The sequence below is a fragment of the Salinispora sp. H7-4 genome (assembly GCF_013416675.1).
Taxonomy (GTDB): domain Bacteria; phylum Actinomycetota; class Actinomycetes; order Mycobacteriales; family Micromonosporaceae; genus Micromonospora; species Micromonospora vitiensis.
The window spans coordinates 47,171-68,602 of the sequence record NZ_JABZED010000039.1 but is presented as its reverse complement, the minus strand read 5'-3'; the positions used below and the strand labels follow the sequence as shown (position 1 = coordinate 68,602).

Here is a 21,432-nt window from a genome sequence, read left to right as displayed (position 1 = left end):
TCCTTCAGCTGGGCGTTCATACCAAAGTCGGTTTGTGGATCATATTCGGCTCCTCGGAGGCTGGCCTTCCCAAGTGGGGGTAGCCCGCCGATGTCAGCCGAACATCCGAACCAAATTCGCCACTTCGGTCAGTTGATTCCCGGCTGCTGCCCAGTCGCCCCAGCCCCAGCCGCATCGCCCAGGTGCATCGCCCCGGCCCGTCGGTCGCCCGCTCAGCGGTAGTCGTCCTCGTCGCCCCCGACGACCCGGGCCTGCTCCGTCGCGTCCCAGCCGTTGACCTCCAGACCGAGCTGCGGCTCGACCTCCACCTCGCCCGGGAGTACCGCCGTGGCCTGCTCGACCGCGTCCGCCGGCTCGGCCTCCGGGTCCCGCTCGTCCGGCGTGAGGTGCTCGCCCGGGGCGAAGTCCTCGTCGGGTAGGCCCATGGTCCCTCCCTGGATCTCGTGCGGACAGCTACCCACACCGTACGGGCTGGTCACGCTCCGCGTTGGGGGTGGCGTGGACCGTGCCGATCCGGCCGGAAACGGGAATGCCTCCCCGCCGTGGCGCCCCGGTGCCACGATGGGTACATGGCCTCCGCCGGGCCGGTGGTGCCGACCGTAATCAACTGCGGGATACTGCCGGCGGTGGACAGCGCGGTCCGGCGCACCAGGGACAACAGCGGCCGGCGACGGCCGAGAGCGTTAAGTAAGGAGCGTTCGACATGCCAATCGCTTCCCCCGAGGCCTACGCGGAGATGCTGGACCGTGCCAAGGAAGGCCGGTTCGCCTACCCCGCGATCAACGTGACCTCCTCGCAGACCCTCAACGCGGCGTTGAAGGGCTTCGCCGACGCGGAGAGTGACGGCATCATCCAGGTCTCCACCGGTGGTGCCGAGTACCTCTCCGGCCCCTCGGTGAAGGACATGGTCACCGGCGCGGCGGCGTTCGCCGCGTACGCGCACGAGGTCGCCAAGAAGTACTCAGTCAACATCGCCCTGCACACCGACCACTGCCCGAAGGACAAGCTGGACAAGTTCGTCCGGCCGTTGCTGGGTATCTCGCAGGAGCGGGTGCGGGCCGGCCAGGAGCCGCTGTTCCAGTCGCACATGTGGGACGGCTCGGCGGTGCCGGTAGCGGAGAACCTCACGATCGCCGAGGAACTCCTCGGTGCGGCCGCCAAGGCCAAGATCGTCCTCGAGATCGAGGTCGGCGTGGTCGGCGGCGAGGAGGACGGCGTCGAGAACGCCATCAACGAGAAGCTCTACACCACCGTTGACGACGGCCTGGCCATGGTTGAGGCGCTCGGCCTGGGGGAGAAGGGCCGCTACATGGCGGCGCTGACCTTCGGCAACGTGCACGGCGTCTACAAGCCGGGCAACGTCAAGCTTCGTCCCGAGGTGCTCAACCAGATTCAGGCGGCGGTCGGGGCCAAGTACGGCAAGGACAAGCCGCTGAGCCTGGTCTTCCACGGCGGCTCCGGTTCGCTGCTGTCGGAGATCCGTGAGTCGCTGGACTACGGGGTGGTGAAGATGAACATCGACACCGACACCCAGTACTGCTTCACCCGTCCCGTCGCGGACCACATGTTCAGCAACTACGACGGGGTGCTGAAGGTCGACGGTGAGGTCGGCAACAAGAAGAAGTACGACCCGCGGGTCTGGGGCAAGGCCGCCGAGGCCGGGATGGCCGCTCGCATCGTCGAGGCCTGCGAGGACCTCCGTTCCACCGGTACCCGGATGAAGTGATCTGATCGCCGTGGTTGACGGCCGGCTCCCCGCACCGGGGAGCCGGCCGTCGCGCTTGGTGCCCCCGACGGCTGCCCGGCGGCCGTCCGCGCAGCATCGGACCCGGAGGGTGACCAGCAGCGCGACCGGCGGACGGCGGTGGGGTCGCTCGCGTGCGGGTACTGCGGTCGGGTCAGTCGACCCGCTCGCGGGCCGTCGGGGGAAGCGGGTTGAATAGGGCGATGCAGAACCTGTTGCCGGAGCCACCGGCCACCCTCCTGCCCGCGCACGATGAGGCTGACAACGCCATCGCCGCCGCTGCGGAGAGCGGCGCCGACGAGGACTTCGCCGCGGTGGCGGCACGTTTCCCCACGTTCAGTGCGGCCTGGGCCGCGCTCGCGGTCCGCGCGTTCGCGGCGGACCAGGTGGTCCAGGCGTACGCGTACGCCCGCACCGGTTACCACCGGGGCCTGGATCAGCTACGCCGCAGCGGTTGGAAGGGGCACGGCCCGGTGCCGTGGTCGCATGAGCCGAACCAGGGCTTCCTGCGGTGCCTCTGGGTGCTGTCCCGGGCGGCGGACGCCATCGGTGAGGCCGACGAGGCGGCCCGCTGTGCCCAGTTCCTCCGCGACTGCGATCCGGCCGCGGCGGACGCGCTGGCGAGCGACTGAGCTGCCCGCGGGCGACCGACGCCGGGCTGGTAGCAGCCAGCCCGGCGTACCCGGCTCGCCGCGGTGGATCAGAGCCCCTCGGCCACCGCAGCCGCGATCTTGAGCCAGGCGTCCCGAGCGGCCGACGAGAGCCCCGCATACCGGAGCGGCTCGCCGGAATCGATGAGCCGCTCGTACGGGGCCAGGAGCACTGCCCGGGTCCGCGCTGCGAAGTGCGCCTGGATCGCCGGCAGGTCGATCTCTTTCCGGGACGGCGGCATCGATACGACGGTCACCGCCTGCCGCACCAGTCGTTGCCGGCCGCTCTGCTCCAGATGGTCGAGCATCCGGGCGGCTGTCTCCGCCGAGTCGTTGCGGGCCGACATGGTCACCACCAGCTGATCGGTGGCGTCGATCGCGGCCTGCCAGTTCTGCGCCCGCACGTTGTTGCCGGTATCCACGAAGATCAGTTTGTAGAAGCGGCTGACCACCTCGCGGATCTCCGCGAATGCCGTAGCGGTGAGCATCCCCCCGCCGGTGGCCGACTCGTCCGACGCGAGGACGTCGAACATCCCCTCGCCCTGAGCCCGGACGTACTGTGACAGGTCACCGACCCGGCCGTGGGAGCTGTGGAACTGGTTGAGATCGTGCAGCAGGTCTCGCACCGTACGGGCGTGGAAATCCTGCTGGGCGCGCATGCCCAGGGTGCCCTGCGTCTCGTTGTTGTCCCAGGCCAGGACGTAGCCGCCACGTTTCTGACCGAAGGCCATGGCGAGCAACAGGATTGCGACCGTCTTGCCGGCGCCGCCTTTCGGGTTGACCACGGTGACCTGCCGCAGCCCGCCAAAGTTGCGGCGGACCATCTCAATGTCGCGGCGCAGCTCCTGCTCCTGGCGGCCCGGCGGGAGGCGGAGCCCAATCCGGTTGGCCATCGCCCGCACGCCCATGGTGGCCATCGGATCCACCGGGCGTAGCTGCCGACGCCGGGCAAAGTCCTCGGCGGTTGGTGACGCCTGCCCCGGCGGCGTCCACCCGGTCCGCGGAGGTACGGGGTTGCCGTGCACTGGTGCTGGGTAGGGAGCCGGAACTGGTCCTGCGGTTGGTGGTACCGAGGGTGGCGGCCCCACGGTTGGCAGTGCACCCGGGTCCGGGCGGTGGCGGTTCCCGCCACCGCCCGGATCGGCCAGGCCGTGGTGGGGTCCGCCTAGGCCGCGGTGGGGTTCGGCTACGCCCTGGTGGGGTTCGCTGACGGCCTGGTGGGGGTCGCTGACGGCCTGGTGGGGGTCGCCGAAGGCATGGTGGGGGTCGTTCGTGCCGTGGTGGGCATCGTCGGCGGCCTCCTGCGGTGCGGGGCGCTGCCTTGGTACCACCCGCGGCCACTCGGTCGAGGTGCCACGGTCAGCCCAGGCGACCCGGTTGACGGCGGGCGGGCTCTCCGACGATGCCTCGGCGGTCGGTCTACTGGTCGACGTGCCAGGTGCCGGATCGGTCGGGTCGAGGCTGAACGGTTGGTGGAGATTGACGCCGGGCCCCGGCGCCACGGTGGGACCGTGGGGTGCCGGGGCATCGGCTACCGGGCTGTGCGGGCCGCTCTCCGGGCTCGGCGCCCAGGCGCGCGCTGCCTCGGAAGGCGCGTTCGCCCACGCGACGGGGACCTGCGTCTCGTCGGTCGGCGGAGGCGGCTGGCTCTGGTCATCCGGTGCCGTCGTCGGCGACCAGGACGCCGGTTCGGCTTCGGCCACTGGCCACCAGGGTTCGATGTCCCGTTCCGGCGCCGGCTGCTGGCCGGCCGGGTACGACCGGTCGACGTTTTCGTCCACCATGGGTTCCTCCCCCTGCCTCCTGCTGAGGATATGCCTCGGAAAGTGATCTGAGTGGCTACGCGTGGGCGGTCGGGGGAGACCAGACCGCCCACGCGCCCGGCTCGGTCCACCAGGACCGCTTACGCTTGAGCTCGCCCTCGGCGCCGTCGTCGAGGAACGGGATCGCACCCTCCCGGGGCACGACGGCCACCGCCCGACCGCGGGCGCGGCGGACCTCCAGGCGGACCCGGCGGCGACCCCACCGGGACGAGGTGAGGACCGGGACCGCCACCGCGACCTCGACCAGACCGTCGCCCGGGTCGGGGGCGGCGAGCAGGGTCACGTCGGCCAGCCGGGCGTACCCGCCAGCGTTGCCGATGGCGCAGGCCAGCAGCGGGTCGTCGCCGGCGGAGAGGAGCGTGTCGTCGACCTCGACCCGGCCTCGCCAGTGCAGCGGCTGGCCCCCCTCGTCGGCCGCACCGAGCAGCGCGCCGTCCAGCGTGACCGATCCGGCGTCATTGCGTAGCAGGTCGAGGCGGCGGGGCGCGCCCGTCAACACCGCCGCCGCCACCGCCACCGGGTCGCGGGGCAGCCCGAGCTGTGCTGCCAGATCTTGAGGCTGGCTGCTGCCACGGGTCGGGTCGAGCGGCAGCACGCCAACCGGTGGCAGGTCCGGCACCGTCCGGTTGACCGGCAGATCCGCCGGACGGCGGCTCGGCGGCGGGGCGTACCGCCGGACGAGGCGACGTAGGACGGTGCGCAGCTGTGCGTCACTGGCGGTGCCGACAATCAGTCGGGTGCGGGATTCAGGGTCGGGCCAGTCGAGGCCGTCCGGTCGAGGTGGGCCATCGAGGCGGCCCAGCACCTCGTCGATCTCCCGCTCGGATCTGGCGGTCACCAGGTCGACCCGCGCACCCCGGGCGGTGAGCGCGTCCGTGCAGGCCAGCACCGGTACGCGGGGGGTCTCGCAGCGGTTGGTCGCGGGCTCGCTGCCGGCCTTGTCGGTGTCGTTGTCGGCCTTGTCGGTGTCGCCGCAGCAGGCACCGTCGCTGCCGCAGGTGCCCGGCGCGTCCCGTTCCGAGCCGAGCGTGAGCAGCACCACGTCGTACACGGGTCGCAGCCTCCTGCCTCTGGGCGCGAACCCCTGCCGGCCGCGCCGTCACTTCTTGTTAGCCTGACACCCCGGGCTCGCCGACCGGTCGCCGCCTGGCACCCGAGCCTTCTGGAGGCTGAAGAAGATGCCAGCGATCGTTCTTCTCGGGGCCCAGTGGGGCGACGAGGGCAAGGGCAAGGTTACCGACCTGCTGGGGGAGCGGGTTGACCACGTGGTGCGCTACTCCGGCGGCAACAACGCCGGCCACACGGTCATCACCCCGGACGGGCAGAAGTACGCCCTGCACCTGATGCCCTCGGGGGCGCTCTCGCCGAACGCGAAGATAGTCATCGGGAACGGCGTGGTGGTCGACCCGAAGGTGCTGCTGGCCGAGATCGACGGGCTCGCCGAGCGCGGTGTGGACGTCTCCCGGCTGCGGATCTCCGGCGACGCGCATCTGATCATGCCGCACCACCGGGCGTTGGACCGGGTGGTCGAGCGGTACCTGGGGTCGTCCCGGATCGGCACCACCGGCCGGGGCATCGGCCCGGCGTACGGGGACAAGGTCGCTCGGATGGGGATCCGGGTGCAGGACCTGCTCGACCCGGGGATCCTCCGCCAGAAGCTGGAACTCGCCCTGCGCGAGAAGAACCAGATGCTGTTCAAGGTGTACAACCGCAAGGCGATCGACGTCGAGGCGACCGTCGAGGAGTACCTGGGCTACGCGGAGCGGCTCCGGCCGTACATCGCCGAGACCCGGGCGATGCTCTGGGAGGCGCTGGACCGCGGCGAGACCGTGCTGCTGGAAGGCGCCCAGGCGACCATGCTCGACATGGACCACGGCACCTACCCCTTCGTGACCTCCTCGAACCCGACAGCCGGTGGGGCCTGTGTCGGAGCGGGAGTCCCGCCGACCGCCATCACCAAGGTGATCGCGGTCAGCAAGGCGTATGCCACCCGGGTCGGCGCCGGACCGTTCCCGACGGAGCTGCACGACGACAACGGCCAGCACCTGCGCAAGGTCGGCCACGAGTACGGCACCACCACCGGTCGGGAGCGCCGGTGCGGCTGGTTCGACGCGGTCGTCGCTCGGTACGCGTGCCGACTCAACGGGGTCACCGACCTGGTCGTCACGAAGCTCGACGTGCTGACCGGCCTGCCGAAGGTGCCGATCTGCGTCGGGTACGAAATCAATGGCAGGCGTGTCGACGAGATGCCGATGACGCAGACGGACTTCCACCACGCGACTCCGATCTACGAGGAGCTCGACGGCTGGTGGGAGGAGATCACCACGGCGCGGACCGAGGCGGAGCTGCCCGCCGCCGCCCGTCGCTACATCGCCCGGATCGAGGAGCTCTGCCGTACCCGGGTCAGCGTGGTCGGCGTCGGCCCCGGTCGGGAGGAGAACGTCGTCTACCACCCGCTGCTGCCCTGAGTTCCCCGTCCACCCGCACCCCGGGACCGACCGGGGTGCGGGTGCGGGCCGGGCCGTAGGATCGCCCCCGTGCGGGTACTTCTGATTGGTGGTGGCGGGCGGGAACACGCCCTCGCGCTCGGGTTGGTGGCTGATCCTTCGGTCGAGGCGCTCTTCGCCGTGCCGGGGAATCCGGGGGTCGGCGAGGTCGCGGTGTTGCGGGACGTGGTCCCCACCGATCCGGCCGCGGTGGCGGCGCTCGCCGTCGAGTGCGGCGCGGACCTGGTGGTGGTGGGGCCGGAGGCGCCGCTGGTCGCCGGGGTCGCCGATGCGGTGCGGGCCAAGGGCATCCCCGCCTTCGGGCCGTCCGCGGCGGCCGCGCACCTGGAGGGGTCGAAGGCGTTCGCCAAGGACGTGATGACCGCCGCCGGGGTGCCGACCGCCCGCGCGTACAGCTGCGCCGACGCCGAGAGCGTCGGCAGGGCCCTGGACGACTTCGGTGCGCCGTACGTGGTCAAGAACGACGGCCTCGCCGCCGGTAAGGGAGTCGTGGTCACCGAGGACCGCCGGGTGGCCGAGGAGCACGCGCGGGCGTGCGGCCAGGTCGTGATCGAGGAGTATCTCGCCGGCCCCGAGGTCTCCCTCTTCGTCGTCACCGACGGCGAGACGGCCGTTCCCCTGCTGCCGGCGCAGGATTTCAAGCGGGTCGGGGACGACGACACCGGTCCGAACACCGGCGGCATGGGGGCGTACGCACCGCTGCCGTGGGCGCCGCCCGGCCTGGTCGACGAGGTGATGCGCGACATCGCCCACCCGACCCTGGCCGAGCTGCGTCGGCGCGGTACGCCGTTCGCCGGGCTGCTCTACGTGGGCCTGGCGATCACCGCCGCCGGCCCTCGGGTGATCGAGTTCAACGCCCGCTTCGGCGACCCGGAGACCCAGGCGGTCCTGGCCCTGTTGGAGACACCGCTCGCCGGGCTGCTGCACGCCGCCGCCACCGGTGACCTGGCCGCGCACCCGCCGCTGCGGTGGCGTGCGGGCGCGGCGGTCACCGTCGTGGTGGCCGCCGAGGGATACCCGGCGAAGCCGCGCACGGGCGACGTGATCCACGGGGCGGAGGCCTCGGGCATCGTCCACGCGGGTACGGTGCGCCGGGCCGCCGACGGCGCGCTGCTCTCCGCGGGTGGCCGGGTCCTCTGCTGCACGGCCACCGGCTCCGACCTGGCCGCTGCGCGTGATGCCGCCTACGAGTCGGTCCGGGGTGTCGAGCTGGCCGGCTCGCACCATCGCAGCGACATCGCCGCCGCGGCGGTGGCCGGCCGGATCACCATTCCCGGCTGACCGCCCGTCGGCGGGCGCCGACTCATCGGGAAGCTGGCGGGTCGCGGTGCGCGGCGGGCAACCACTGCTCGCCGAGCGGCACCGGCCCCTCGCTCCGCCCTGTCGTCCCACCGGGCGGGGCGGGCGGATACCGGGGTGGGTCGTCCAACGTCGCCAACACCGGCAGCGGCGCGGCGACCAGCGCGGCCACCAGGAGCGCACCGGCGAGGACCAGGAAGGCGGTGGCCAGGCCCAGCCACTCCACCAGCGGGCCGGCCAGCAGGTAACCGGCGGGCCCGGCGGCGTACGCGAACGAGGTCATCACCCCGACCACCCGGCCGCGGAGCCGCTCCGGGGTACGGGTCTGCATGGCGTAGTTGGCCAGCGGGTTGACCGGCCCGTAGGCGAGCCCGACCAGGCCGGCGAAGGCGAGCATCCCCGGGTACGGCGGCAGGAACGCGAGCCCGAGCAGGGCCAGGCCGGTGATCACGAGGGCGGTGGCCATCAGGGAGCGGCGGCGGATGAACCGGCCGGCCGCCGACGAGCCCAGCGCACCTGCCACGGCTCCGGCGCTCATCGCCATCAGGACGGTACCGAGGCGGGCGGGTTCCCCTTCGGCGACGAACCAGGCGGGCAGCAGCACCCCCTCGACCGGCAGGTAGAGCGCGACCAGCACCATCGTGATCAGGGAGAGGGTGCGCAGCAGTGGGTCCCGCCAGACGAAGCCCAGCCCTTCCAGCGTGCCCCGCCACAGGCCGCTGGGTGGGCGTTCGGGACGGCCTGCGCCGGGCAGCCGGACGGCCGCGATCAGGAGAACCGACAGCGCGAAGCCGGCGGCGGTGACCCAGAACGTCGCCTCCGGGCCGACCGTGGCGATGAGGAGGCCGCCGACTCCGGGGCCGATCAGGAAGGCCAGCCCGAAGATCGCTTCGTGGACGCCGTTCGCCCGTTCGATCCGCCAGCCGGCGGCCTGCGCGGCGGCGGGCAGCAGCGTCTCGCGGGCGGTCATTCCGGCCGGGTCGAAGACCGCGCCGAGGACGGCCAGCGCGACGATCCAGCCGAGGTTCAGCCCGACCAGGGTGTCGACGAGGGGGATGGCGGCGACCGAGACGGCGGAGAGGGCGTCGGAGACCAGCGCGGTCCGGCGGCGCCCGAGCAGGTCAACGACCGTGCCGGAGAAGAGGCTGGAGAGCAGGAGTGGTAGTCCGCTGGCGGCGGCCACCACCCCGGCCGCGGTGGCGCTGCCGGTGCGTTCCAAAACCAGCCAGGGTAGCGCCACGATGGCCACGCCGTTGCCGGTGGCTGAGAGCAGCGTCGCCGCCTCGACCAGGAGCAACGGTGTCCGGCGGCGGTGTTCGGTCCGAGTCATCGCGAAGATCATCATAGCCAGTCGGTCGGGCCTGGCAGCGGCGTATCGCCGCGCTGACGGTCTGATGACGGCGCCGGCCGTGCGGGAGCTCGGGGGCCGCTCCCGGGCCCGGCAGCATCCGGGCCCGGGAGTGGCCGGTGAGCGTCCGGGCTCCGGGGGGCGGGGAGCCCGGCGCGGGTCAGCGGATCTGGACGCCGGAGATGGCGCGGGCGACGACGAGCCGCTGGATCTCGGAGGTGCCTTCGAAGATGGTGTAGATCTTGGCGTCCCGGTACCACCGCTCGACCGGGTGGTCGCGGAGGAAGCCGGCGCCGCCGAGCAGCTGCACCGCCTTCTCGGTCGCGCTGACCGCGACCTCACTGGCCTTCAGCTTGGACATCGAGCCCTCGCCGGCGGTGAAGACCCGGTTGTTGCGTCCCATCCAGGAGGCGCGCCAGACCAGCAGCCGGGCGGCGTCGATCTCCATCTTCATGTCGGCCAGCGCGAATGCCACCGCCTGGTTCTCGATGATCGGTCGGCCGAACTGGACCCGTTCCTTCGCGTAGTCCAGCGCGTACTCGTAGGCGGCGCGGGCCACCCCGATCGCCTGCGCGCCGACGGTCGGCCGGGAGAGCTCGAACGTACGCATCGCCGCCTGGGAGGCGGCCCGCCGGCCGGAGCGGGCCCGGGCAAGCCGTTCGTCCAGTGCGTCCTTGCCGCCGAGCAGGCAGCGGCCGGGTACGCGGACATCGTCGAGGAAGACGTCGGCGGTGTGCGACGCGCGTAGGCCCAGCTTGCGGAGCTTGCGGGTCGCGGCGAGCCCGGGGGTGCCCGGCGGTACGACGAACGCCGCCTGCCCGCGGGAGCCGAGTTCCGGGTCGACCGAGGCGGTGACCACGTGCACGCCGGCGATTCCGCCGTTGGTCGCGTACGACTTCTGGCCGCTGAGTATCCACTCGTCGGCGGCCTCGTCGTAGACCGCGCGGGTGCGCATCGCGCCGACGTCGGAGCCCGCCTCGGGTTCGCTGGTGCAGAACGCTGCCACGGCGGGGGATTCGAGGTCACCGAAGCACTGCGGCACCCACTCCATCAGCTGCTCCGGTGTGCCGGTGCCGTAGATGGCGGCCACGGCGAGGCCGGTGCCGAAGATGCTCAGGCCGATGCCGGAGTCGCCCCAGAAGAGCTCCTCACAGGCGATCGGTAGGGAGAGGCCGCTGGGGTCGCCCCAGCAGGTTGCGAGGAACTCGAAGTCGTAGAGGCCGACCTTGGCCGCTTCCTGGATGATCGGCCACGGGGTCTCCTCCCGCGCGTCCCACTCGGCCGCGGCCGGGCGGACGACCTCGCTGGCGAAGCCGTGCACCCAGTCACGAAGATCCCGCTGCTCCTCGGTCAGATCGAGCGAGAACTCGGCCACTGTCAGCTCTTGGGAATGTCGAAGAGGTTCGAGATGTTGGCGGCCAGCCCCAGATCGCCCTTGGCCTTCAACTTGCCGCTCATGAACATCATGACCGGGTTGGCGCTGCCGGAGACGGTCTTGAGGAACTCCACCGGGCCGAGGGTGAGGCTCAGCTTCGGGTCGTGCTGGGAGGTCTGGTTGACGGTGCAGGCGCCGTCGGCGATGACCACCTCGTAGGTGTCGGTGCCGCCGTCGGTGCCGCCGGTGATGTTCCAGTGGATGACCGTGTTGGTCGAGCCCGCCCGGTCGGCGCGGAACAGCTGCGGCATCCGGCCGAAGACCTCGTCGAGAACCTTGCCGCGGAGGTCGCCCGACATCATCTCGGTGATCTTGTCGTCGGGAGTGGACTTGACCAGCTGGGCGAACTCCTTGGGTCCGACGTTCGCGAACTTGGCCGGGTCGAAGTCAGTCATGGGGCGCACCTTCCGAAATTTGACTACTCGCGCGTAACCCTACGCACGAGTAGGTATGCTCGCAAGGGTGTCCAGTACCCCCACCTTCCGCCGTCTGCCCCGAGCCGTCCGCGAGCAACAGATGCTCGATGCCGCAGTCAGGGTCTTCTCCCGGCGGGGCTACCACGGGGCCAGCATGGATGAGATCGCCGACGACGCCGGCATTTCCAAGCCAATGGTCTACGCGTACCTGGGCACCAAGGAGGAACTCTTCGTCGCCTGCCTGCACCGCGAGGGCGCCCGGATGATGCAGGCCATCGCCGATGTCGTCGCGCCCGACCTGTCGGCCGACGAGCGGCTCTGGCGGAGTCTGCAAGCCTTCCTCGGCTTCGTCGGCGCGCACCGCGACGGCTGGGCGGTGCTCTACCGGCAGGCCCGGGGCGAGCAGCCCTTCGCCGGGGAGCTCACCGCCCTGCGGCGGCGGATTGTCGAGGTCGTCGTCGGGATGCTCGAACACACCCTGCGCAGCGAGGGGCGCGAGGTGACCGAGACCGAGCTGGAGGTCGTCGCGTACGCCCTGGTCGGCGCGACCGAGTCAGTCGCCGACTGGCTGGTCGACCACCCGGAGGCGGACCCGGAGCAGACCGCCACCCGGATGATGAACGTCGCCTGGGTGGGCGCTGCCCAACTGCTCGCCGGGACCCTCTGGCACCCGCCCAACAAACGGGGCGAAACCCCCTCCTGACGCCTCCGGATCGCCATCGGTCTCCGGTGGGCGGCACCCCCGGGTCTGCACGAGGCGGCGTCCTCGGTTACCGGTGGGTGGCCTTCCGGCGACCCGAGCGCCGGCGTAGCCGCCGGGTCAACTCCAGCAGGCCGGTCACCCCGAGCGACAGGGCCAGACCGGCGAGTACGCCAAGCAGCGGCTCCTGCTGGAACGCCAGCCCGCCGAAGTAGCCCAACAGCACGCTGTACAACGCCCAGCTCGCCGCGCCGATCGCGTCAAAGAGCAGAAACGACCGGGGTGGGTAGCGCACCGCGCCCATCGTGAGGGTCACCGCCGTGCGCCCGCCGGGGACGTAGCGGGCGGTGGTGAGGACCAGCCCACCCCGCCGATACAACGCCCGCCGGGCCCACTCCGAACTGGCTCTCCGCCGGCTCTCCGCCGGGAACCGGGCGAGCCGCCGGGCACCGCCGCCCCGTCCGATCACGTACGAGGCGTGGTCACCGGCCAGCGCGCCGAGAGTGGCGGCGGCCCAGATCGCCGCCAACTCCGGCGGATCGCCGCTGACCAGCACCGCCGCGGTGATCACCGCCGTCTCGGCCGGCACCATCGGGACGATCGCGTCGACCGCGGTGAGCGCGAACAGCAGCAGATACACCACGGGTGAGGTGATCAGCTGCCGCAGCAGGTCGAGCGCGGACTCCATCTCCTCATGCTCGGGGTGGCGGTATGAAAAGGAGGCCCTTCCGTCACAAAAGGAAGGGTGAAGGTGCCCTCACGGCTCCCGGAGCGTGCCGAGGAGGTGGGGGCGGTCCCGCAGGTCGCGCAGCGCGAAGTCGCCCGCCGAGGTGCTGCCGAAGGCGACGGTGGTGGGCAACGGCACCGGCAGCTTGAACGCCACGTCAACGGTGTAGGCGTCCGGCAGCCGTGGCCCCAGCGCGGCCAGGCAGCGGGCCTTGCTCCACATGCCGTGCGCGATCGGGCACCGGAAGCCGAAGAGCCGCGCGCCGAGCCGGGAGGTGTGGATCGGGTTGTGATCGCCGGAGACCCGGGCGTACGCGCGTCCGAGCTGGAGCCCGAGGCGCCAGTGCGCCCAGGCGTGCGGCGCTGGGGGCTGGTCACCCCGGCTGGCTCGTTCGCCACCGCCGGACGTCTGCTCCCGGCCCAGATAGGTGGAGACGCCCCGCCACACCTCCTCGCCGCCGACGGTGCCCACCAGCACCACGTCGATCAGCCGGCCCCGGTCGTGCGGGCGCAGGTTCGTCGCGTACGTGACGAAGTCGAGCGTCTCGGCGGCGTCGATCGGGCGGTGGACAGTGATCCGGTTGCCGATGTGGACCACACCGGAGAGCGGGATCGGGAAGTCCGGGGCGGTCATCAGGCTCAGCGCCAGCGGGAAGCCCAGGACGTGTGGGAACGTCGCCGGCAGCCGGTCGGTGAGCCGGAACCCGCAGACCCGGTCGTAGTCGGCGAGGTGCCTGCGGTCGATGGCAATGCCGGCCACCCCCAACTCGACCGCCGGGGGCTGCGTGGCGCGCCGCGACCCGGTCCCGGGCAGCGCCCCGAGCAGTGCCCGGCGGTAGAGGGCACCGATCGTCGGCAGCGCCGCCAGCTGGACCCGGGACCGGGTGGCCGGGGCGATGTCGGACGGCTCCTGCGGGCCTCCCATCACGCCCCCAGCAGGCTCTGGCCGCAGACCCGGACCACGTTGCCGCTGACCGCGCCGGTGGCCGGCCAGGCCAACCAGCTGATCGTCTCGGCGACGTCCACCGGCAGCCCACCCTGGGCGAGGCTGTTCATCCGCCGGCCGGCCTGGCGCAGCATCAGTGGGATCTGGGCGGTCAGCCGGGTCTCGATGAACCCCGGGGCGACCGCGTTGATGCTGATGCCGCGTTCGGCCAGCACCGGGGCGAGCGACTCGACCAGACCGATCACGCCGGCCTTGCTGGTGGCGTAGTTGGTCTGCCCCCGGTTGCCGGCGATCCCGGCGATCGAGGAGACCGAGACGATCCGACCCCCGGCCGGGATCAACCCGCGTTCCAGCAGGAGGTCGTTGATCCGCTCCTGGCTGGAGAGGTTGACATCGATCACCTGGTCCCACCGGTCAACATCCATCCGACCGAGGGTTCGGTCCCGGGTGATGCCCGCGTTGTGTACCACCACGTCAACCCGGTCGTGGCGGGCGGAGAGGTGATCGGCCAACCGGGCCGGGGCGTCCGGGGAGGTGAGGTCGAGCTGCACGGCGGTGGCGCCGATGTCGTTGGCCACTGTGGCCAGCTCCTCACCGGCGGCCGGGATGTCCAGGGCGACCACCTCGGCACCGTCTCGGGCCAGGACCCGGGCCAGCGCCGCGCCGATCCCCCGCGCCGCACCGGTGACCAGCACGACCTGGCCGTCCAGCGGGCGGTCCCAGTCCGCCGGGAGCACGGCCTGCCCGGCGCCGACCCGGATCACCTGACCGGAGACGTACGCGGAGCGTCCGGAGAGCAGGAAGCGGAGCGTGGCCTCGAGGCTGGTCGCGGTGCCGGGGTCGTCGGCGTCGGTGACATAGACCAGCTGGGCGGTGACCCCCCGGCCGAACTCCTTGCCGATGCTGCGGGTCAACCCTTCGAGCGCCCGCTGCGCGGTGGCCTCCCGAGGCGTGGCGCACTCGGCGGGCGGGGTGCCGAGTACGACCACCCGGCCGCTGGGCAGCACCGAGCGGGCGTGCGGGTGTAGGCAGTCGTAGAGCTGGCGCAGCGCGGTCGAGTCGGTGATGCCGGTGGCGTCGTAGACGAGGGCGCCGAGCCGGGCCCCGGGAGTGACATCGGCCGGGTCGCGGAGTTCGACTCCGGCGGCGGTCAGGAGTTTGCCGACGCTGCCGGCGAGCCGGCCACCGGCGGCGGCGTCGAACAGGACGGGTCCGGGGATGAGGGGGTCACCGCTCCGGTATCGGCGAAGTTGGGGCGGGTCGGGCAGCCCGAGGCGCTTGACCAGACCCCGGCCGACCCCTGATTGGACGAAGCTCGCGTACCTGTCGGTCATAGGCGTAGCCTACTGGCGAGTAGGTTGAGAGCAACCCCCAGAGGAGGCGGAAACGTGCAGAACATCCGGCGGGTCGCGGTCATCGGCGGCAACCGCATCCCCTTCGCCCGCTCCAACTCGCGGTACGCCGAGGCGTCCAACGCGGACCTGCTCGGCGCGGCCCTCGACGGGCTGATCGCCCGGTACGGCCTGGCCGGCCAGCGGGTCGGCGAGATGGTGGCGGGCGCCGTGCTGAAACACTCCCGAGACTTCAACCTGGCCCGCGAGGTGGTGCTCGGCTCGAAGCTCGACCCGCACACCCCCGCCTATGACGTCCAGCAGGCCTGCGGCACCGGCCTGGAAGCCGCCATCCTGGTCGCCAACAAGATCGCGCTGGGGCAGCTCGAGGTCGGTATCGCCGGTGGCGTCGACACCACCTCCGACGCGCCGCTCGCCGTGAACGAGCAGATGCGACGCACGCTGCTCAAACTGAACAGTGCCCGGACCCTCGGCGAGCGGGTGCGGACCGCCACCCGGCTGCGCCCCTCGCAGCCGTTCCGGCCGGAGCTCCCCCGCAACGCCGAGCCCCGCACCGGCCTGTCCATGGGCGAGCACGCCGCCCGTACCGCCCGGCGTTGGCAGATCGGCCGGCAGGCGCAGGACGAGCTGGCGTTGCGGTCGCACCACCAGCTGGCCGCCGCGTACGAGCGGGGGTTCTTCGACGACCTGATGACGCCGTACCTGGGGCTGACCCGGGACCAGAACCTGCGTCCCGACACCAGCATGGTCAAGCTCGGTAGCCTCCGCCCGGTCTTCGGCACGAAGGGCCCGGACGCCGAGCAGGCCACCATGACCGCCGGCAACTCGTCGCCGTTGACCGACGGTGCGTCGACCGTGCTGCTCGCCAGTGAGGAGTGGGCACGGGCGCACAGCCTCCCGGTGCAGGCGTGGTTCACCTGGTCGCAGACGGCCGCCGTGGACTTCGTGCCCGGCGAGGAGGGGCTGCTGATGGCCCCCGCGTACGCGGTGCCCCAGCTGCTGGCCCGCGCCGGGCTCACCCTGCAGGACTTCGACTTCTACGAGATCCACGAGGCGTTCGCCGCGCAGGTGCTGGCCACCCTGGCGGCCTGGGAGTCGCCGGAGTTCTGCCGAGACCGGCTCGGCCTGGACGCCCCGCTCGGAGCGATCGACCCGGGCCGGATCAACGTCAACGGGTCGTCGCTGGCCGCCGGGCACCCGTTCGCCGCGACCGGCGGCCGGATCGTGGCGACCCTGGCCAAGCTGCTCGACGAGCGCGGCGGCGGCCGCGGGCTCATCTCGATCTGCGCCGCCGGCGGGCAGGGTGTAACGGCGATCCTAGAACGCTGACGCCAGCCGTGCCGGACCCGTCCGACTCCTTGCTGACGTGGGCTATCGTCCCGGGCAGGTACGGGAGGATATCGACGGACGACTTTTCGGGCCAGATGAACGACGCCTCCGGTATGAGCTGGCGATCGACTGACGGAGCGGAGCAGCGGACATGGCGAGTGGATCCGACAGCCGTCCCCGTCATGAGCAGGTCGCGGCAGACTTGCGATCCCGCATCATGTCCGGCGAGTTGCCGCCGGGGTCAGCGCTGCCGTCGATCCCGACGCTCGTGCAGCAGTACTCCGCTGCCACCGCGACAGTTCAGCGTGCCCTCGGTGCGCTGAAGGCGGAGGGCTCTGTTTACAGCGAGGTGGGAAAGGGCGTCTACGTCCGACCGAGGCGACCGCTGGTGGTGGCGGCGTCGGCTTACCTCGCTCCCACCTCCGACGGGTACGCCTACCGGCTCCGCTCGGTGGCAGAGGTGGTGCCGCCAGCCGAGGTGGCGCGGGAACTGGAGATCGGTGCGGGCGAACGAGCGGTCCTGCGGCATCGGCTGCTCATGTGTGGTGACGAGCCGGTCGAGCTGTCCTGGTCGTACTACCCGGCGGCCATCGCCAGCGGTACGGAGCTCGCCGAGCGGCGCAAGATCCCGGGTGGCGCCCCGCGGGTGCTGGCGGATCTCGGGTACCCGCAGCGGCAGACGCGGGACCGGGTCTCCGCGCGGATGCCCACGACGGAGGAGGTCGAAGCGCTCGACCTGCCGCCGTACGTACCGGTGCTCCGCCAGCTACGGGTGATCCAATCGGGCGACGACAGACCGGTCGAGGTGTCGATCCTCGTCAAGGGCAGCCACCGGCACGAGCTGCACTACAACCAGCGGGGGTAGTCCCGGGCGCATCGCGGGCGGAAATCGGTCGATGGTGCGCCGGAGTTTCGGTAGTTTCCGGTTCGTGTCCAGCTTTGAACTCCGGCGACCCGTCCTCGACCGCCTGAGTTGACCCTTCGTGTCCGGTGGATCGAGCCGCCGGACACCCTGGTCGTCGATCCGCTCCCCCGAGATTGGCGTACCTTTCATGAATCTTGAGAAGTTGCTGGCGGACCGGCTGGCACCGGCGTTCTCGGCGGTGGCCGGGGCGCCGGTTGACCCGGTTCTACGGCGGTCGCAGCACGCCGACTACCAGTGCGACGCCGCCCTCTCTCTGGCGCGTCGGCTTGGTCGCCGGCCCCGGGACGTCGCGGCCGAGGTGCTGGGTCGGGTGGAGTTGGGCGACCTCTGCTCGGCGGTGGCGGTGTCGGGTCCCGGTTTCCTCAACGTGACGGTCGCCGACCCGGCGCTCGGCACGCTGCTGTCGACCGCGGCCGTCGACCCCCGGCTCGGGGTCGCGCCCAGCGCCGCGACGGAGACGGTGGTGGTCGACTATTCGTCCCCGAACGTGGCCAAGGAGATGCACGTCGGGCACCTGCGGGGGACCGTGATCGGTGACGCCACCGTACGGCTGCTCGAATGGCGCGGGCATCACGTGATCAAGGCCAACCACCTGGGTGACTGGGGCACTCCGTTCGGGATGCTCATCGAGCACCTGCTCGACCTGGGTGAGTCGGAGGCTGCCGACGAGTTGTCCGTCGGGGACCTGGACTCGTTCTACAAGGCGGCCCGGGCCAAGTTCGACGCCGACGACGCGTTCCGGGCGCGGGCCCGGCGGCGGGTGGTCGCCCTGCAGCGGGGCGACGAGCTGACGCTGCGGTTGTGGCGGCTGCTCGTCGCCGAGTCGGAGAAGTACTTCCTCACCGTCTACGACCAGCTTGGCGTCCTCCTGACCGAGCGGGACTTCCGCGGGGAGAGTTACTACAACGACCGGCTCGCCCCGGTGACCGACGAGCTGGACCGGCTCGGTCTGCTACAGGAGAGCGGCGACGCCGCCTGCGTCTTCCCGGTCGGCTTCACCGGCCGGGACGGGCAGCCCTTGCCGATCATCGTGCGGAAGCGGGACGGCGGCTACGGCTACGGCGCCACCGACCTCGCGGCGATCCGCCACCGCACCCGGGACCTCGGCGCGACCCGGTTGCTCTACGTCGTCGGCCTGCCCCAGCGTCAGCACTTCGAGCTGGTGTACGCGGTCGCGCGGCAGGCCGGCTGGCTGAGCCCACCGGCGCGGGCCGAGCACCTCGGCTTCGGCTCGATCCTCGGCTCGGACGGCAGGATGCTGCGCAGCCGGACCGGTGACTCGGTCAAACTTGTCGGGCTGCTCGACGAGGCCGTGACCCGGGCCGCCGAGTTGGCCCGGCAGAAGAACCCCGACCTCTCCGAGACGGAGGTCGCTGACGTCGCCCGCGCGGTCGGCATCGGTGCCATCAAGTACGCCGACCTGTCCACCGACCGGAACAGGGACTACGTCTTCGACTGGCAGCGGATGCTCTCCCTCGACGGCAACACCGCCCCGTACCTGCAGTACGCCCATGCCCGGATCCGGTCCATCTTTCGTCGGGCCGGGATCGAGCGGTTCACCCCCGCCCCGATCACGATCGGGCACCCGGCCGAACACGCCCTCGCCCTCGAACTGGCGGGTTTCGGAGCCGTGGTGGCCAGCGTCGAGCAGACCCTGCAGTTCCACCGGCTCGCCGGCTACCTGCACACCCTCGCCACCACCTTCAGCGGCTTCTACGAAGCCTGCCCGGTGCTGCGGGCCGAGGACGCGGTACGCGACAGCCGGCTGGCCCTCTGTGACCTCACCGCCCGGGTCCTCCGGCAGGGCCTGTACCTACTCGGCATCGCCACCCCGGACCGGATGTAGCGCCCGGGTGCCGGAGAATAGGGTCGTGACGACGATCCCGAACGTGCTCGCCAACCGGTACGCCTCCCCTGAGCTGGTCACCCTCTGGTCCCCGGAGGAGAAGATCCGGATGGAGCGGCGGCTCTGGCTGGCGGTGCTCAGCGCCCAGCGGGATCTCGGCGTGGACGTGCCGGACGGGGTGGTCGAGGCGTACCAGCGGGTGCTTGACCAGGTCGACCTGGCCTCGATCGCGCAGCGGGAACGGGTCACCCGACACGACGTGAAGGCGCGGATCGAGGAGTTCAGCGCGCTGGCCGGGCACGAGCACGTGCACAAGGGCATGACCTCCCGGGACCTGACCGAGAACGTCGAGCAGCTGCAGGTGCGGGCCTCCCTGGAGCTGATCCGGGACCGGGTGGTCGCCACCCTGGCCCGGTTGTCCCGGCTCGCCGTCGAGCACTCCGACCTGGTGCTGGCGGGGCGCTCGCACAACGTGGCGGCCCAGGCCACCACGTTGGGCAAGCGTTTCGCCTCGGTGGCGGAGGAGCTGTTGATCGCGTACGAGCGGCTGGACGACCTGATCGGGCGGTACCCGCTGCGGGGGATCAAGGGCCCGGTCGGCACCGCCGCGGACCAACTCGACCTGCTCGACGGGGACGCCGGCAAGGTGGCCGAGTTGGAGCGTCGGGTGGCGGAGCACCTCGGGTTCGGCCGGGTGCTGGACAGCGTCGGGCAGGTCTACCCGCGTTCGCTGGACTTCGACGTGCTCTCGGCGTTGGCCCAGGTGGCGGCCGGGCCGTCGGCGTTGGCCACCACGATCCGGTTGATGGTCGGCCAGGAGTTGGCGACCGAGGGCTTCCAGCCGGGCCAGGTTGGGTCCAGTGCGATGCCGCACAAGATGAACACCCGGTCGTCGGAGCGGGTGAACGGCTTCGCGGTGATCATTCGTGGTTACCTGTCGATGGTCGGCGAGCTCGCCGGCGACCAGTGGAACGAGGGGGACGTCTCCTGCTCGGTGGTGCGTCGGGTGGCGCTGCCGGATGCCTTCTTCGCCACTGACGGGCTGTTCCAGACGTTCCTCACCGTGTTGGACGAGTTCGGCGCGTACCCGGCCGTGGTCAACCGGGAGTTGGAGCGTTTCCTGCCGTTCCTGGCCACCACCAAGATCCTGGTGGCGGCGGTACGGCGGGGCGTCGGACGGGAGGTCGCCCACGAGGTGATCAAGGAGCACGCGGTGGCGGTCGCGCTGGCGATGCGGGAGAAGGGCGCCACCGAGAACGACCTCTTCGACCGGCTCGCCGCCGACGACCGGCTGAACCTGACCCGCGCCGACATCGCCGACCTGGTGGCCGACCGTACGGCCTTCGTCGGTGCCGCCCCCGCCCAGGTCCAGGCGGTGGTGCAGCGAGTCGCGGCGGTTCTCGACCGCCACCCCGGTGCCGCCGGATACAGCCCGCCGCCGATCCTCTGATCGCCGCTGTCCCCGCCCCGCGCCCTGGGCCACCGGCGTCGGTCCTCGCGGGTGGGGACGGCGGTGGGTCAGGGTTCGGGGGTGGGAGTCTCGGCCGCGCTCCGCAGGTCGGGTGCGGTGGCCGGCTCGCCGATGCCGCTGGGCTCCGGCGTGATCTGCGGCTCGTGTGCGGTCTCCGCCGCCACCAGGGGCTGGTCGGGGGGCATGACGTCGGCGACCTTGGGTACCACGATCACCGCCGTACCGTAGGCGCAGATCTCCATCCACATCTCGCCGCAGTCCCGGCTGTCGAACCGCATCCCGATCACCGCGTTCGCGCCGAGCCGGCGGGCCTCCTCGCCGAGGCGGGCCACCGAGTCGGCCCGCCAGCGGGTGAGGTTGTCCGGCGCCATCGGGTCGTACGCGCCGCCCCGGAGGTTCTTCACCCCCTCGCGGTACGGGTTACGGGTCCTGGCCATCGAGGAGACCACCTCGCCGAGGATCTGGCGGACCTCATAACCGGGTAGTTGATCCGTCGTCACGACCAGCACGGTTCTGATGCTGTCAGCCGGCGCTGGGGTCGAACGTGGGCCTTGTTCACCTGATCGGATGGTGAAAAACAGCGCGGCGCGGACGGTTGGCGCTTGGCCGACCACCTGCGCCGTGGTGGCGCTAACCGTCGGACACCGGAAACCGGGGCGATCCAGGAGCGGTTGTACGCGAGACCGCCCGCGCATCCGGAGGCTGATTCCGCTGGTCACACCGATCTGCTGGCGGGTATGAGACCGGCGGTGGTTGCGGGGATAGAAATTGAAGCTCTTGCATTCTCCGGGTGGTATCGCTCCGTTTGGTAGGCGTCAACGAAGTGGTCGGTGGCAACGAAATCGCATCGAGATCACAACGGAAAGGCATCGGACTTTGTGCCCGCCTTAACCGCGTCGGAGATTGCCCAATCCG

Annotated in this window: 19 protein-coding genes; 9 read left to right on the top strand and 10 right to left on the bottom strand. The window is 71.5% G+C overall.

Translation table 11 applies throughout. The features are described from left to right. Positions 1-212: 212 nt before the first annotated feature. A complete protein-coding gene (locus tag H0524_RS16515; protein ID WP_180199440.1) occupies positions 213-425 on the bottom strand; it encodes a hypothetical protein in 213 nt (70 codons plus the stop codon). 278 nt (positions 426-703) lie between these two features. Here H0524_RS16515 and fbaA point away from each other — a divergent pair, with 278 nt between their 5' ends. Both fbaA and H0524_RS16505 read left to right on the top strand, forming a co-directional pair. Next, entirely contained in the window at positions 704-1,726 is a 1,023-nt protein-coding gene (fbaA, locus tag H0524_RS16510; protein ID WP_180199439.1) for a class II fructose-bisphosphate aldolase, read from the top strand. Between the two features lie 221 nt (positions 1,727-1,947). After that, positions 1,948-2,376, top strand: coding sequence for a DUF3151 domain-containing protein (locus H0524_RS16505; protein WP_180199438.1), 429 nt, complete (start codon positions 1,948-1,950; stop codon positions 2,374-2,376). Positions 2,377-2,444: 68 nt separating this feature from the next. On the opposite strand, the gene H0524_RS16500 is transcribed toward H0524_RS16505, so the two are convergent. Further along, positions 2,445-4,178: a chromosome partitioning protein gene (locus H0524_RS16500; protein WP_180199437.1), complete on the bottom strand. Its 1,734-nt coding sequence runs from the start codon at positions 4,176-4,178 to the stop codon at positions 2,445-2,447. 55 nt (positions 4,179-4,233) lie between these two features. After that, positions 4,234-5,268: a hypothetical protein gene (locus H0524_RS16495; RefSeq protein ID WP_180199436.1), complete on the bottom strand. Its 1,035-nt coding sequence runs from the start codon at positions 5,266-5,268 to the stop codon at positions 4,234-4,236. Between the two features lie 127 nt (positions 5,269-5,395). On the opposite strand from H0524_RS16495, the gene H0524_RS16490 reads away from it, so the two are divergent. After that, positions 5,396-6,685, top strand: coding sequence for an adenylosuccinate synthase (locus tag H0524_RS16490; RefSeq protein WP_018727967.1), 1,290 nt, complete (start codon positions 5,396-5,398; stop codon positions 6,683-6,685). Between the two features lie 69 nt (positions 6,686-6,754). Further along, entirely contained in the window at positions 6,755-8,005 is a 1,251-nt protein-coding gene (gene purD, locus H0524_RS16485; RefSeq protein ID WP_180199435.1) for a phosphoribosylamine--glycine ligase, read from the top strand. A gap of 22 nt (positions 8,006-8,027) precedes the next feature. On the opposite strand, the gene H0524_RS16480 is transcribed toward purD, so the two are convergent. The 3 genes from H0524_RS16480 to H0524_RS16470 all read right to left on the bottom strand — a co-directional run bounded on the left by H0524_RS16480 (position 8,028) and on the right by H0524_RS16470 (position 11,201). Beyond that, positions 8,028-9,365 (bottom strand): MFS transporter, encoded by a 1,338-nt coding sequence (locus tag H0524_RS16480; RefSeq protein ID WP_180199451.1) that lies wholly within the window; start codon positions 9,363-9,365, stop codon positions 8,028-8,030. Between the two features lie 166 nt (positions 9,366-9,531). Then, positions 9,532-10,746: an acyl-CoA dehydrogenase family protein gene (locus tag H0524_RS16475; protein ID WP_018727970.1), complete on the bottom strand. Its 1,215-nt coding sequence runs from the start codon at positions 10,744-10,746 to the stop codon at positions 9,532-9,534. A 2-nt stretch (positions 10,747-10,748) separates the two neighbouring features. Then, positions 10,749-11,201 (bottom strand): SCP2 sterol-binding domain-containing protein, encoded by a 453-nt coding sequence (locus H0524_RS16470; RefSeq protein ID WP_180199434.1) that lies wholly within the window; start codon positions 11,199-11,201, stop codon positions 10,749-10,751. Between the two features lie 67 nt (positions 11,202-11,268). Here H0524_RS16470 and H0524_RS16465 point away from each other — a divergent pair, with 67 nt between their 5' ends. Then, a complete protein-coding gene (locus tag H0524_RS16465) occupies positions 11,269-11,925 on the top strand; it encodes a TetR/AcrR family transcriptional regulator (RefSeq protein WP_180199433.1) in 657 nt (218 codons plus the stop codon). Positions 11,926-11,992: 67 nt separating this feature from the next. Here H0524_RS16465 and H0524_RS16460 read toward each other — a convergent pair whose 3' ends face one another. From H0524_RS16460 to H0524_RS16450, 3 genes are all read right to left on the bottom strand, one after another. Continuing rightward, positions 11,993-12,610, bottom strand: a complete 618-nt coding sequence (locus tag H0524_RS16460) for a DedA family protein (protein ID WP_180199432.1) — start codon at positions 12,608-12,610, stop codon at positions 11,993-11,995. Between the two features lie 69 nt (positions 12,611-12,679). Beyond that, the gene (locus H0524_RS16455; protein ID WP_180199431.1) at positions 12,680-13,573 is read right to left on the bottom strand and encodes a MaoC/PaaZ C-terminal domain-containing protein; all 894 of its coding nucleotides are present in this window, start codon (positions 13,571-13,573) and stop codon (positions 12,680-12,682) included. Continuing rightward, positions 13,573-14,928 (bottom strand): 3-oxoacyl-ACP reductase, encoded by a 1,356-nt coding sequence (locus H0524_RS16450; RefSeq protein WP_180199430.1) that lies wholly within the window; start codon positions 14,926-14,928, stop codon positions 13,573-13,575. Before H0524_RS16450 ends, H0524_RS16455 begins: the two co-directional genes overlap by 1 nt. Before the next feature lie 54 nt (positions 14,929-14,982). Here H0524_RS16450 and H0524_RS16445 point away from each other — a divergent pair, with 54 nt between their 5' ends. The 4 genes from H0524_RS16445 to purB all read left to right on the top strand — a co-directional run bounded on the left by H0524_RS16445 (position 14,983) and on the right by purB (position 20,496). Continuing rightward, complete coding sequence (locus H0524_RS16445) at positions 14,983-16,275, top strand: acetyl-CoA C-acetyltransferase (protein ID WP_180199429.1); 1,293 nt, start codon at positions 14,983-14,985, stop codon at positions 16,273-16,275. Between the two features lie 151 nt (positions 16,276-16,426). Continuing rightward, positions 16,427-17,140: a GntR family transcriptional regulator gene (locus tag H0524_RS16440; RefSeq protein WP_180199428.1), complete on the top strand. Its 714-nt coding sequence runs from the start codon at positions 16,427-16,429 to the stop codon at positions 17,138-17,140. 187 nt (positions 17,141-17,327) lie between these two features. Further along, positions 17,328-19,046 carry an arginine--tRNA ligase gene (gene argS / locus H0524_RS16435; RefSeq protein ID WP_180199427.1) on the top strand — a complete coding sequence of 573 codons (1,719 nt, stop codon included), beginning with the start codon at positions 17,328-17,330 and terminating at the stop codon, positions 19,044-19,046. 25 nt (positions 19,047-19,071) lie between these two features. Further along, entirely contained in the window at positions 19,072-20,496 is a 1,425-nt protein-coding gene (gene purB / locus H0524_RS16430; protein WP_180199426.1) for an adenylosuccinate lyase, read from the top strand. Positions 20,497-20,564: 68 nt separating this feature from the next. Here the strand turns inward: purB and H0524_RS16425 are convergent, their stop codons facing one another. Then, entirely contained in the window at positions 20,565-21,131 is a 567-nt protein-coding gene (locus H0524_RS16425) for a YbjQ family protein (RefSeq protein WP_180199425.1), read from the bottom strand. Positions 21,132-21,432 lie beyond the last annotated feature (301 nt).

Excerpts from the sequence above, each read along its gene's own strand:
- H0524_RS16500 (WP_180199437.1), bottom strand. The coding sequence starts at position 4,178 with ATGGTGGACGAAAACGTCGACCGGTCGTACCCGGCCGGCCAGCAGCCG.
- H0524_RS16515 (WP_180199440.1), bottom strand. The coding sequence starts at position 425 with ATGGGCCTACCCGACGAGGACTTCGCCCCGGGCGAGCACCTCACGCCG.
- H0524_RS16505 (WP_180199438.1), top strand. The coding sequence starts at position 1,948 with ATGCAGAACCTGTTGCCGGAGCCACCGGCCACCCTCCTGCCCGCGCAC.
- H0524_RS16460 (WP_180199432.1), bottom strand. The coding sequence starts at position 12,610 with ATGGAGTCCGCGCTCGACCTGCTGCGGCAGCTGATCACCTCACCCGTG.
- H0524_RS16490 (WP_018727967.1), top strand. The coding sequence starts at position 5,396 with ATGCCAGCGATCGTTCTTCTCGGGGCCCAGTGGGGCGACGAGGGCAAG.
- H0524_RS16450 (WP_180199430.1), bottom strand. The coding sequence starts at position 14,928 with ATGACCGACAGGTACGCGAGCTTCGTCCAATCAGGGGTCGGCCGGGGT.
- H0524_RS16440 (WP_180199428.1), top strand. The coding sequence starts at position 16,427 with ATGGCGAGTGGATCCGACAGCCGTCCCCGTCATGAGCAGGTCGCGGCA.
- argS (WP_180199427.1), top strand. The coding sequence starts at position 17,328 with ATGAATCTTGAGAAGTTGCTGGCGGACCGGCTGGCACCGGCGTTCTCG.
- fbaA (WP_180199439.1), top strand. The coding sequence starts at position 704 with ATGCCAATCGCTTCCCCCGAGGCCTACGCGGAGATGCTGGACCGTGCC.
- H0524_RS16470 (WP_180199434.1), bottom strand. The coding sequence starts at position 11,201 with ATGACTGACTTCGACCCGGCCAAGTTCGCGAACGTCGGACCCAAGGAG.
- H0524_RS16455 (WP_180199431.1), bottom strand. The coding sequence starts at position 13,573 with ATGGGAGGCCCGCAGGAGCCGTCCGACATCGCCCCGGCCACCCGGTCC.
- H0524_RS16480 (WP_180199451.1), bottom strand. The coding sequence starts at position 9,365 with ATGATCTTCGCGATGACTCGGACCGAACACCGCCGCCGGACACCGTTG.